We start from the raw sequence: 11,849 nt of genomic DNA, 5'->3' as shown, positions 1-11,849 counted from the left end.
GCGGTGACGATCCGCAAGCCATCGACCGCGCCGCCAAGCGTGACCGAGCGATAGACCGCACGGCTGTCGTCGCCGACGAGCATGACGAACTTCTTGTCCTGGTCGGTGCCGACGGCACGCTCATCGATTAGCACCAGGGTCTGCTGCTTGGGCTGGCCCATGCGCACACGGGCGAACTGGCCGGGGATCAACCGGCCGTCATCGTTCCCGAACACGGCGCGGACGCGGATGGTACCGCTCTGGCCATTGACCTGGTTGTCGATGAGCTGGATATGCCCCTTGGCGCTGAGGCCGCCTGATGTGACCATGTCGACCGGGATCTGATCGAGATTGCCGCGCTTGCCGGACGCATCCGCGATCGAGTTCAGCGCGCGCAGCACCACTTCCTCATCGGCATCGAAGCTCGCATAGATCGGATTGACCGAGACCAGCGAGGTCAGGACCGGCGAAGATGTGCCTGCCGCGACGAGATTGCCGACCGTGACCTCGATCCTGCCGACCCGGCCGTCGACCGGCGCGCGCACCTCGGTGTAGTCGAGATTGAGCTTTGCGGTCTGCAGCGCGGCTTCGGCGGCCTTGACGTTGGCGATCGCCTCGCGATTGGCGTTGTCGCGCTGGTCGAAATCGCGCTTGGTGACGATGTTGTTGCCGACCAGCTGCGCGCCGCGCTCGACCTCACTCGTGGTGAAGACGACGCGGGCCTTGGCGGCCTCGAGCTGGGCCTGGGCTCGGTCGACTTCCGCCGAATAGGGCGCAGGATCGATCTTGAACAGGATGTCGCCGGACTTCACCAGCGCGCCCTCGGTGAAGTTGGTCGACAGGATCGCACCGGCCACCCGGGGCCGGAGCTGGACGCGGTCGACCGCCTCGAGCCGGCCCGAGAAGTCGTCGAACAGGGTGGTCGGGCGTGGCTGGATCACAGCCACGGTGACCGGCACCGCCGGTTCCGCGGCGGCAGCGGTCGCGGTCGCCTGGGCGGCATGGAAATAATGGCCGGTCGCAATTGAACCGGCCACCGCGAGGGCGCCAAGGATCACGACACCGCCGACGACGCGTCGGAAGCGGCCGGAACGGGGATTTTGGGTTGACGAGGGCATTCACGCGCTCCAGATATCTGTAGTGTTCGCTACAGATGTGGAGCTGGACGTCGGTTCGCAAGATACTTATGTATCGAGCACTATGAATTTATTATCTCATTCATGGGGAAATGGGAAGTCGCGGAAAAACATCACGTGCAACAAGAGGATAAGCTAGGGACAATCCGTCAAAGAAACGGCACCCGGCTTACGGAGCAACGAGAAATGGGAATGGGACGCCCCCGCGCCTTCGACGCGGACGCCGCTTTGGACCGGGCCATGGACGTGTTCTGGCGCCACGGTTACGAGGGCACGACGATCGCGCAGCTCACCGAGGCGATGAGCATCAATCCTCCCAGCCTCTACGCTGCCTTTGGCAGCAAGGAAGGCCTGCTGAAGGCCGCGCTGGATCGCTACACCGAAAAGCGCGACGCCTGGATGGACAAGGTGCTCAATGCCCAGACCGCGCACGAGGTGGCCGAACGATTTCTGATGGAGCACGCGGACGCCCAGACCGACCCCGCCAACCCGCCCGGCTGTCTGCTGGTCCAGGGTGGCCTCGCCTGCGGCACCGGCTCGGAGAACGTTCCGTTTGAACTGGCGGCGCGTCGCACCCGCACCGAGGACCAGTTGCGTGAACGCTTTGTCCGCGCCAAGGCCGAACATGACCTCGGCGAGAACGTCGATCCAGCCACGCTTGCGCGCTATCTCTCCGCGGTGACGTCAGGCATGTGCGTGATGGCCTCTTCAGGCGCGACCCGCGAGACGCTACGTGAGATCGCGGCGGTGTCGCTGAAGGCCTTCGAGGAGCAGACGAAAGGATAAAGCGGTTCACGTTAAGCGCATGCGAACTCCAACGGGGTTGGGAGTGACCGGCGATGAATCATTGGACCGGCTGGCTGCCAGGTCTCAACACGCTCCGTCGGTATCAAGGGGCTTGGCTTCCACATGACATTTTCGCCGGGCTTGTGCTCGCGACCATGCTGGTGCCGGTCGGCATCGCCTATGCGGAAGCGTCGGGCCTGCCCGGTATCTACGGACTTTACGCCACGATCCTCCCGCTCCTCGCCTACGCATTGTTCGGGCCGAGCCGCATCCTCGTCCTGGGACCGGACTCGGCGCTCGCAGCCGTCATCCTTGGCGTCGTCGCTCCGCTGTCGGGCGGCGAACCCATGCGCGCGGTGACCTTGGCCGCCATGATGGCGATCGTCTCCGGAACGATATGCATCGTGGCCGGCATCGCGCGGTTGGGATTCCTGACCGAGCTTCTCTCCAAGCCGATCCGCTACGGCTACATGAACGGAATCGCCTTGACCGTTCTGATCAGCCAGCTGCCGAAGCTGTTCGGCTTCTCTATCGACGGTGATGGACCGCTGCGCAGCCTCTGGGCGATCGTCGGCGCGATCCTTGACGGAAAGACAAATTGGGTCACGCTCGCGATCGGCCTTGCGACGTTGGCGGCGATCCTGCTGCTTGCCCGCAACAAGCGGTTGCCGAGCATTCTGATTGCCGTTGTTGCGGCGACGGTCGTCACCGGTGTGCTCGGTCTCGGGGAGCGCTATGGCGTCAAGATTCTGGGCCAGCTTCCCCAGGGCCTGCCGGGTTTCGCCATTCCCTGGACCGGCTATGGCGACATCGTGCAGGTGCTGATCGGCGGATGCGCCGTCGCGCTGGTGTCGTTCGCCGACACCAGCGTGCTCTCGCGGTCCTACGCGGCAAGATTGGGCGATCGCGTCGATCCCAACCAGGAGATGGTGGGGCTCGGCGCGGCCAATCTGGCGGCTGGATTTTTTCAGGGATTTCCGATCAGCAGCAGCAGCTCGCGCACGCCCGTCGCTGAAGCTGCCGGCGCGCGCACCCAATTGACCAGCGTCATCGGCGCGCTTGCCATCGCCTTCCTGCTGCTGATGGCGCCGAACCTGCTCCAGCACCTGCCCAACGCCGCGTTGGCCGCCGTCGTCATCGCCGCTGCGCTCGGCCTGTTCGAGATCAGCGACCTCATGCGGATCTACCGCATTCAGCAGTGGGAGTTCTGGCTATCGATGGTCTGCTTTGTCGGCGTGGCCGTATTGGGCGTGATCCCGGGAATAGGCCTCGCCATCGTGCTCGCCATCGTCGAATTCCTGTGGGATGGCTGGCGGCCGCATTCCGCAGTGCTCGGTCGCGCCTCCGGCGTGAAGGGTTATCACGACATCACGCGATATCCGGGCGCGCGTCAGGTCCCCGGGCTGGTGTTGTTCCGGTGGGATGCGCCGCTGTTCTTTGCCAATGCCGAGTTCTTCAAGGAACGCGCGCTCGACGCCGTGGCAAAATCACCGACGCCGGTGCGCTGGCTGGTGGTTGCGGCCGAGCCGGTCACCAGCGTGGACGTGACCGCCGGCGACATTCTCGCCGAGCTGGACGAGGCACTGCACGCACAGAAAATCGAGCTGTGCTTTGCCGAGCTCAAGGATCCCGTCAAGGACAAGCTGAGGAAATTCGGCCTGTTAGCTCAGCTTGGCGAGACCAACTTCTTCCCGACCATCGGCGGCGCCGTTTCGCGCTACCTCGAGATCAATGGTGACGTGACCTGGGACGACCGGGAAGACCGGGCCGAAGCCTAATCTCACCACATCGTCTGTCGCGCGCGCTCCGGCCATTCGCGATCGTATTTCTCGCCGCCGACCGTGTGCTCGCTCATCTCGGCGAGGATCTGGCCCGGCGTCGGCAGGGTCTTGGGATCAACCCGCTTGTCCGGATTCCAGAGGTCGGAACGCACGATCGCGCGGGCGCACTGGAAGTAGATTTCGTCGACATTCATCACGATCACGGTGCGCGGTGCCTTGCCCTCCATCCTGAAGGAGGCGAGCAGCTCCGGCTCGGCCGTGACATGGGCGCGGCCGTTGACGCGGAGCGTGCTGCCCGAGCCCGGAATCAGGAACAGCAGCCCGACGCGGGGATCGCGCACGATGTTGCGCAGCGAATCGCAGCGATTGTTGCCGCGGCGATCCGGCATCATCAGCGTCTTCGGATCATGGATACGCACGAAGCCCGGCAGGTCGCCGCGCGGCGAGCAATCGAGCCCCTCCGGGCCCGAGGTCGCAAGCGACACGAATGGCGACTTCTCGATGAGCACACGATAGAGCGGCGTCACATGATCGGCGACCTTCACGGTCGACGCATCGTTCGGAAAGCCGTAGATCGCCTCAAGCTGCTCGATCGTGGAAATCACCGACATTCGTGCTGTTCTCCTTTGTGGCGAGGCTACTCGTCCCAGCGTTCGCCCTTGATGATGCGGACAAGCTGTCGCGCGTGATATTCGGCGGTGCCGGAATTGACGATGGTGAAATCAGGCGTCGACGTGCTCTCGACGGTACGAGCCAGTCGCTGCGCGAGCAGGCCGTCGCTGCTGCGCGCCCGCGCGGCCAGCCGCGCCGCCAGCACATCCGGCGGCGCCGTGATCGACACCACGATCGCGTTGGCATAATTGCGTCGCGCTGCCGCGATCACGGTGCGCGAGACATTCGCGATCACCGCACGTCCGGAGCGGATCTCGTCGTCGATCGCCCGCGACAATGCGTAGCGATGACCATGCGCTTCCCAATGCATCGCATAGTCGCCGGCAGCAGCCGCGTGCTGGAAAGCGTCCGCGCTGACCTCTTCATTATCCTCCGACGTCGAGGCCTGGCGGGTGATCAGGCGGCGCGGAAACACGACGTCGCGGTCACCGGCGCAGGCCGCTTTCGCCAGCCCCAGCAGCGTATCCTTGCCGGCGCCGCTCGGGCCGACCACCAGGATCAACCTGCCGGGACCGATCGCAGCACGCTGCCCGGCGATGACGAGCGCCTCGGTCACGCGACCCTCCCCCCTTCGCGCCAGACGCTGCGCACGACAGGCAGGTCGCGCGCGACGTGCACGCGGATCAGATCGGCGCGCCGGCCGACCGCGATCTCGCCGCGATCCGACAGACCGACCGCTTCGGCCGGCGTCTTGGTCACGGTGCGGACGGCGGAAGCAAGATCAATCGCCGGCACATGCCGCGGCAATTGCAGCGCCGCCATCAACAGGCTCGACGGGATGTAGTCCGACGACAGGATGTCCAGCATGCCCTCATTGGCGAGATCGACGGCCGCGATATTGCCGGAATGCGAGCCGCCGCGCACCACGTTCGGCGCGCCCATCAGGATGTCGATGCCGGCGGCGTGCAGCCCGCGCGCGGCTTCCATCGTGGTCGGGAATTCCGCGACCGCGACCTTGTCGTTGATGGCGTCGACCACGTTTTCCTCGGTGGTGTCGTCGTGGCTCGCCAGCGGTATCTTGTACTCATGCGCCAGCGCGACGATCGCACGCATGTTGGGTGCGGCGTATTCCTTCTGATAGGCGAAGCGCCGGGCGAACAGCACGTCGAGCTGGGCGTCGGTCATGCCGCCGCCCTTGCCGCGGTAGTAGTCGCGCAGCTTGACCTCGTCGCGGAACTGGCGCTGGCCCGGCGTATGGTCCATCAGCGACATCAGCCGCACGTCCGGCCGGTCGATCAGCTCCTTGGCTTCCGCGACGACATCAGGCATCGGCACCTCGCAGCGCAGATGCAGGAAGTGATCGGCGCGCAGCAGGTTCTCCTCGCGCGCCGCCGAGATCGCCGCCGCCAATACGCCCGCACGGCCGTCGACATCCTCGGCGCCGTCCTCGCGCCAGACCCGCAGCGAATCCAGCACCGTGGTGATGCCCGAGGTCGCGAGCTGCCCGTCATAGGAGATCACGGCCGCGACCGGATTCCAGAATACCTTCGGCCGCGGCACGTAGTGCATCTCGAGATGGTCGGTGTGCAGCTCGATCAGCCCAGGCATCAGCAGATCGCCGCCGGCATCCTCGGCGGCCCCGGGCGCCCTGCCCTCGCCGAACTCGGCGATCTTGCCGTCGGATATCGCGACCCAGCCCTGCTCGATCACGCGATCGGCGAGGACCAGCCGGGCGTTGCCGACGATGGTGTCTTGCTTGGCAGTCATTTCAAACGGTCCTTCAGGCAGCAGCGGCGAACGAGGTCACGTCGACGATCCGGTCGGCAATCAAATGACGGATTTCGTCGTCATGGACAATGGCGACCATCGCGACGCCCTTGGTCTTTTTCTCCGCAATCAATTCGACCACCACTGCGCGATTCGCCGCATCGAGCGAAGCGGTCGGCTCATCGAGCAGCAGGATCGGCAGGTCCGAAATGAAGCCGCGCGCGATGTTGACGCGCTGCTGCTCGCCGCCGGAGAAGGTCGAGGGCGGCAGGGTCCACAGCCGCTCCGGAATGTTGAGCCGGCGCAACAGGCCGCCGGCGCGCTCGCGGGCCTCCTCGCGCGCCACGCCGTTGACGATCAGCGGCTCGGCGACGACGTCGATGGTCGCCACCCGCGGCACGGCACGCAGGAACTGGCTGACATAGCCGATGGTCGAGCGGCGGATGCTCAGCACCTGACGCGGCTCGGCGGTCGCGAGGTCGACGACCTTGCCGTGGTGGCGGATACCGATCCGGCCGCTGTCGCAGCGGTAATTGCCGAAGATCATCTTCAGGATCGAGGATTTGCCGGCGCCTGACGGGCCCGACAGCACCACGCATTCGCCCGGGTCGGCGTGGAACGAGACGCCGCGCACCACGGGCAGCTCGACGCCACCCTGCAGATGCATGGTGAAGGTCTTCTCGGCATTGGCAAGTTCGATCATCGCGGTCATTGGCAAGCTCATGGCGGCAGAATCGAGGAAACGAGCAGCTGGGTGTAGGGCTCGCGGGGATCGTCGAGCACCTGGTCGGTGAGGCCGGTCTCGATGACGCGGCCGCCCTTCATCACCATCACGCGATGCGACAGCAGGCGCGCGACGGCGAGATCGTGGGTCACGACGATGGCGGCCAGCCCAAGCTCGCTGACGAGATTGCGCATCAGGTCGAGCAGGCGCGCCTGCACCGAGACGTCGAGGCCGCCGGTCGGCTCATCCATGAACACCAGCCGCGGCTCGGTGACGAGGTTGCGCGCGATCTGCAGCCGCTGCCGCATGCCGCCGGAATAGGTCTTCGGCGCGTCGTCGATGCGGCCGACATCGATCTCGACCCGCTCGAGCCAGGTCGATGCGGTGTCGCGGATACGGCCGTAATGGTTCCAGCCGACAGCCATCAACCGCTCGCCAACATTAGCGCCGGCCGACACGCCCATGCGCAGGCCTTGCGCCGGGTCCTGGTGCACAAAGCCCCAGTCGGTGCGAAACAGAAAGCGCCGCTCGGCTTCGCCGAGCTCGGCCAGATCGCGCAGCACGCCGTCGCGCATTCGGTAGGCCACATGCCCCGCACTCGGCGCGAGCTGTGCCGACAACAGTTGCAGCAAGGTCGACTTGCCCGAACCGGATTCTCCGACGATCGCCAGCACCTCGCCGGGATAGAGCGCGAACGAGACGTCGCGGCAGGCTGCGAGGCGGCCGTAGTTCTTGGCAAGCCCTTCGGCCACCAGCAGCGGCTGATCGTTGTCGAGGCTGGAGAGCTCAGACATGCGCCTTCTCCTTGTGCGGCGCTGCGCTCTCGGTGCCGTGATGGCCGGCCGCCTGGCGCTGCTCGCAGAAGTCGGTATCGGAGCAGACGAACATCCGCCCGCCTTTGTCGTCGGTGACGATTTCGTCGAGATAGGAATCATCGGCACCGCACAGCGCACAGGGCGCGTTGAAGCGGTAGCGCGTGAACGGGTGATCCTCGAAATCCAGTGAGACCACCGTGGTGTAGGGCGGGATCGCGTAGATGCGCTTCTCTCGGCCGGCGCCGAACAGCTGCAGCGCCGCGCAATTGTCCATCTTCGGATTGTCGAATTTCGGTGTCGGCGACGGATCCATCACGTAGCGCGCGTTCACCTTCACCGGATAGGCGTAGGCAGTCGCGATGTGGCCGAAGCGCGCGATGTCCTCGTAGAGCTTGACGTGCATCAGGCCATATTCGGCGAGCGCGTGCATCCGCCGCGTCTCGGTCTCGCGCGGCTCCAGGAAGCGCAGCGGCTCGGGGATCGGCACCTGATAGACCAGCACCTGCCCGGCATGCAGCGACGCCTCGGGAATGCGGTGACGGGTCTGGATCACGGTCGCGTCCGTGGTCGAGGTCGTGGTCGCGACACCCGCGGTCTTGCCGAAGAATTTGCGGATCGAGATCGCGTTGGTGGTGTCGTCCGAACCCTGGTCGATCACCTTCAGCACGTCGTCGGGACCGAGGATCGCCGCCGTCACCTGCACGCCGCCGGTGCCCCAGCCATAGGGCATCGGCATCTCGCGGCTCGCGAACGGCACCTGATAGCCGGGAATTGCGATAGCCTTCAGGATCGCGCGCCGGATCATGCGCTTGGTCTGCTCGTCGAGATAGGCGAAATTGTACGTCGGCGCGTTCATTCCGCGGCCTCCTGCAGTTCGACCGCCTGGTTGGCTTCCGCGAATTCCTGCCGCAGCTTGCGCAGCAGGCCGAGCTCGGACTGGAAGTCGACATAGTGCGGCAGCTTGAGATGCTCGACGAAGCCGGTCGACTGCACATTGTCGGAGTGCGACATCACGAACTCCTCGTCCTGCGCCGGCGCTCCCACCTCCTCGCCAAGCTCGCCCGCACGCAGCGCGCGGTCGACCAGCGCCATCGACATGGTCTTGCGCTCGCTCTGGCCGAAGGCCAGGCCATAGCCGCGGGTGAAGCATGGCGGTTCGGTGGTCGAGCCCTTGAACTGGTTGACCATCTGGCACTCGGTCAGCTCGATCGAGCCGAGCGGCACGGCGAAGCCGACGTCCTCGGCGAACAACTCGACCTCGACCTCGCCGAAGCGGATCTCGCCGGCGAAGGGGTGGTTGCGGCCATAGCCGCGCTGCGTCGAATAGCCGAGTGCGAGCAGGAAGCCCTCGTCGCCGCGCGCAAGATTTTGCAGCCGCAGATCGCGATCGGCCGGGAAGCTCAGCGGCTCGCGCGTGAGGTCGCCGACCGGCGCGTCGCTATCTGCCTGCGGCGATGATTCGATCAGGCCATCGCGACCGAGAATGTCGGTGACCCGCGGCGTTGCCGCCTGCGAGGCTTCCGCGGTCTCAGGCTGCTCCGGCACGAAGCCTTCCGCCAGCTGCGGATCGAGCAGGCGATGGGTGTAATCGAACGTCGGCCCCAGGATCTGCCCGCCAGGAACGTCCTTGAAGGTCGAGGAGATGCGCCGCCGCACCTGCATCTCGCCGGTATTGACCGGCTCGGTGGCGCCGAACCGCGGCAGCGTGGCGCGGAAGGCGCGAACCAGGAAGATCGCCTCGATCATGTCGCCGCGCGCCTGCTTGATCGCGAGCGCCGCAAGCTCACGGTCGTACAGCGAGCCTTCGGTCATCACGCGATCGACTCCGAGCGCGAGCTGCTCGGAGATCTGCGCCAGCGTCACCTCGGGCACATCGCGATCGCCGCGCCGCTCATGCGCGAGCAGACGATGGGCGTTCTCGATGGCGCGCTCGCCTCCCTTGACGGCTACATACATCGCTCACACTCCACTTGCGATCAGCCGCGTGGTGCGCGGGATCGCGACAATGCTGTCGTCATGGACCAGCACGACATCGATGCCGCGCGGAAACAATGCCTCGTTGATCGACAGCCGCTGGAACAGATCGCTCGGCTTGATCATCGCCTGCAACACCGCGCTGCCGTCGATGCCGGGGCCCTTCAGCTCGAAGGCCGGGCCCTGCGTCAGGCTGTCGACCTGCAGGATCAGCGTGGTCGACCTATCAGGATATTCGCTGCTGCCGAACGCGAAGCGTTCCAGCGCGGGCAGGTTCGCCGCATCGCCGATCAGCGCGAAGCTTGCGATCGAGGGATCCGCGACCACCGGCGCGCTGGCGTGAAACTTCAGCCAGCGGGCGACATCCGGCGTCGCCGACATCGCACCGTCGAGCCAGATCGGCGTGTCGTGATCGAACAGCGTCAGCGCGATCGCGGCCGCGCCGCGCATCATGCCGGCGGGTGTTCCGACGTCGGCGGCGACGCGCTGCACGCTGCCCGGGCGCGCGATCGCATCCATCACTGACCGGAAGGTGGATTGCGCCGACAGCACCTTATCGGCGAAGCCCGCGGGCATTTCGGCAATCGTCGTCATTGCATCACCCCTCACCGCGCACCATCGTGTAGAAATCGACCCGCGTCGCCGCGGTCTCCGCGGCCTTGCGGGCGCGCTCGGCATTCATGGCGACACGCAGCGGCGCGATCACCTTGGCTTCCACCTCGCCGGACAATTCCGCCGACTGCACCATCGCGTCGCATAGCGCGATCATCTGCGCCTTCTCCGCATCGCGGCCGAGCGTGTAGCCGAAGCCGACCTCGCCGGTCGCAAGCCGCACCGCCGAGCGCGACACCGTCGCCTCGCCGAGATTGAACGGCGCGCCGTCGCCGCCGATCCGCCCGCGCATCATCACGAGGCCGTTCTCCGGCTCGCGCAGGTTCTCATGGCTGGGCAGGGTGATCGCAGCGAGGCGGCCTGCGATGTCGGCAGCGGCGGAGTGCGCCAGCACCGTCATCGCCGCCTTGCGCTGGGCCTGTTTGCTGTTTGGTCCGGTCGAATTCATCGGCAACCTTCGGGCAACCTTGCTTGTATCAAGTTGTCTATGATACTAGACAACTTGATAGCGGAGCGCCATGACTGTTTCGTGACAAACCAAAGATTTCTGGTATCACCGCGCGATGAGCATGCAGGAAAGTTCGGGCGTCGCCTTGTGGCGGCAGGTCGCCGACGGCATCGAACGCGGCATCGCTGACGGCCGCTTTGCCGCGGGCGAAAAGCTGCCCGGCGAGATGGAGATCGCCGAGACTTACCGGGTCAATCGCCACACCGTGCGGCGGGCGCTCGCTGCATTGGCCGAGCGCGGCCTGGTGCGCGCCGAGCGCGGCAGCGGCACTTATGTCGAAGCCCAGCGCCTCGCCTATCCCTTGCGCTCACGCACGCGATTCTCGGAAATCGTCGGCGCCGGCGGCCACGAGCCGCGCGGCCAATTGATCGAGGCCGGCGAGGATATTGCCAACCGCGAGATCGCACGTGAGTTGGGCCTGAAGATCGGTGCGCCGCTGATCCGGATCGAAGCGGTGCGTCTTGCCGACCGGACGCCGATCTGCGTCTCGACCACGTGGCTGTCGGCCGAGCGATTTCCCGACGCCGGCCATGTGTTCGCCAACGTCCATTCGATGACGAAGCTGCTCGGCCATTACGGCGTGAAGGATTACCACCGTGCCTCGACCCGGATCACCGCGGCGATCGCCGATGCCACCGACGCCGCGCGGCTCGACCTGCCGCTGGGACGGCCGGTGCTGGTGGTCGACGCAACCGACGTCGACATGCTGGACCAGCCGCTGGTGACCAAGCGCTCGCGCTTCGCCGCCGAGCGCGTGGAGTTCCTGGTCGAGAACGGCTGACGAGGCGGCGCCCCGGCATGCCCCAACTAGAAGGATCCGAGCACCGAACCCAAAGCGATCACGACAACCAAAGCGATGATCGGCCCAACGATATTGGCCATCACCATGTCGAAGTAGCTCTTGCGATGGGTCGAGCCGCAGACCGCAAGCAGCGTCACGACGGCGCCGTTGTGCGGCAGACTGTCGAGGGTCCCGGAGCCGATCACGGCAATGCGGTGCATCAGCGCCGGGTCGATGTGGGCCGTCCGCGCAATTTGCAGGTAGGTGTCACCAAGGGCATCGAGCGCAATGGTCAATCCGCCTGAGGCCGAGCCGGTCAAAGCGGCAAGTAGATTGGTCGCGATGGCGAGAGAAACGAGCGGACCGCCGGAGAT

The 11,849-nt window shown here is 65.8% G+C and carries 13 protein-coding genes and 1 pseudogene; 3 read left to right on the top strand and 11 right to left on the bottom strand.

Annotated features, from left to right (window positions below; genetic code table 11):
* A partial coding sequence (locus FNJ47_RS39310) for an efflux RND transporter periplasmic adaptor subunit (protein WP_163161281.1) occupies positions 1-1,097 on the bottom strand: 1,097 nt, incomplete at its 3' end.
* 204 nt (positions 1,098-1,301) lie between these two features.
* Here FNJ47_RS39310 and FNJ47_RS39305 point away from each other — a divergent pair.
* Positions 1,302-1,901 carry a TetR/AcrR family transcriptional regulator gene (locus FNJ47_RS39305; protein WP_163161283.1) on the top strand — a complete coding sequence of 200 codons (600 nt, stop codon included), beginning with the start codon at positions 1,302-1,304 and terminating at the stop codon, positions 1,899-1,901.
* A gap of 53 nt (positions 1,902-1,954) precedes the next feature.
* Positions 1,955-3,679, top strand: coding sequence for a SulP family inorganic anion transporter (locus FNJ47_RS39300; RefSeq protein ID WP_163161279.1), 1,725 nt, complete (start codon positions 1,955-1,957; stop codon positions 3,677-3,679).
* A gap of 2 nt (positions 3,680-3,681) precedes the next feature.
* Here the strand turns inward: FNJ47_RS39300 and FNJ47_RS39295 are convergent, their stop codons facing one another.
* From FNJ47_RS39295 to phnG, 9 genes are read right to left on the bottom strand one after another with little or no spacing between them, the layout of a single operon-like run.
* Positions 3,682-4,293 (bottom strand): pyridoxamine 5'-phosphate oxidase family protein, encoded by a 612-nt coding sequence (locus tag FNJ47_RS39295; RefSeq protein WP_163161277.1) that lies wholly within the window; start codon positions 4,291-4,293, stop codon positions 3,682-3,684.
* Between the two features lie 26 nt (positions 4,294-4,319).
* Entirely contained in the window at positions 4,320-4,910 is a 591-nt protein-coding gene (gene phnN / locus FNJ47_RS39290; protein WP_163161274.1) for a phosphonate metabolism protein/1,5-bisphosphokinase (PRPP-forming) PhnN, read from the bottom strand.
* Entirely contained in the window at positions 4,907-6,061 is a 1,155-nt protein-coding gene (locus tag FNJ47_RS39285; RefSeq protein WP_163161272.1) for an alpha-D-ribose 1-methylphosphonate 5-triphosphate diphosphatase, read from the bottom strand. The genes phnN and FNJ47_RS39285 overlap by 4 nt, the downstream gene beginning before the upstream one ends.
* Positions 6,062-6,074: 13 nt before the next feature.
* Positions 6,075-6,773: a phosphonate C-P lyase system protein PhnL gene (gene phnL / locus FNJ47_RS39280; protein WP_163161271.1), complete on the bottom strand. Its 699-nt coding sequence runs from the start codon at positions 6,771-6,773 to the stop codon at positions 6,075-6,077.
* A gap of 8 nt (positions 6,774-6,781) precedes the next feature.
* Entirely contained in the window at positions 6,782-7,579 is a 798-nt protein-coding gene (gene phnK, locus FNJ47_RS39275) for a phosphonate C-P lyase system protein PhnK (protein WP_163161269.1), read from the bottom strand.
* Entirely contained in the window at positions 7,572-8,456 is an 885-nt protein-coding gene (locus FNJ47_RS39270) for an alpha-D-ribose 1-methylphosphonate 5-phosphate C-P-lyase PhnJ (protein ID WP_163161267.1), read from the bottom strand. The genes phnK and FNJ47_RS39270 overlap by 8 nt, the downstream gene beginning before the upstream one ends.
* The gene (locus tag FNJ47_RS39265; protein WP_163161265.1) at positions 8,453-9,556 is read right to left on the bottom strand and encodes a carbon-phosphorus lyase complex subunit; all 1,104 of its coding nucleotides are present in this window, start codon (positions 9,554-9,556) and stop codon (positions 8,453-8,455) included. Before FNJ47_RS39265 ends, FNJ47_RS39270 begins: the two co-directional genes overlap by 4 nt.
* Positions 9,557-9,559: 3 nt before the next feature.
* Positions 9,560-10,168 carry a phosphonate C-P lyase system protein PhnH gene (gene phnH / locus FNJ47_RS39260; protein ID WP_163161263.1) on the bottom strand — a complete coding sequence of 203 codons (609 nt, stop codon included), beginning with the start codon at positions 10,166-10,168 and terminating at the stop codon, positions 9,560-9,562.
* Between the two features lie 4 nt (positions 10,169-10,172).
* On the bottom strand, positions 10,173-10,634 hold the full coding sequence (phnG, locus tag FNJ47_RS39255; protein WP_163161261.1) for a phosphonate C-P lyase system protein PhnG: 462 nt from the start codon (positions 10,632-10,634) through the stop codon (positions 10,173-10,175).
* 115 nt (positions 10,635-10,749) lie between these two features.
* Here phnG and phnF point away from each other — a divergent pair, with 115 nt between their 5' ends.
* Positions 10,750-11,475: a phosphonate metabolism transcriptional regulator PhnF gene (gene phnF, locus FNJ47_RS39250; RefSeq protein WP_163161259.1), complete on the top strand. Its 726-nt coding sequence runs from the start codon at positions 10,750-10,752 to the stop codon at positions 11,473-11,475.
* Positions 11,476-11,501: 26 nt separating this feature from the next.
* On the opposite strand, the pseudogene FNJ47_RS39245 reads toward phnF, so the two are convergent.
* A pseudogene (locus FNJ47_RS39245) lies at positions 11,502-11,849 on the bottom strand (GntP family permease); the annotation flags it as partial.

The organism is Bradyrhizobium uaiense, assembly GCF_010811875.1.
Lineage (GTDB): Bacteria > Pseudomonadota > Alphaproteobacteria > Rhizobiales > Xanthobacteraceae > Bradyrhizobium > Bradyrhizobium uaiense.
The sequence above is the reverse complement of the archived record's forward strand: the minus strand, read 5'-3'. Positions and strand labels throughout refer to the sequence as shown.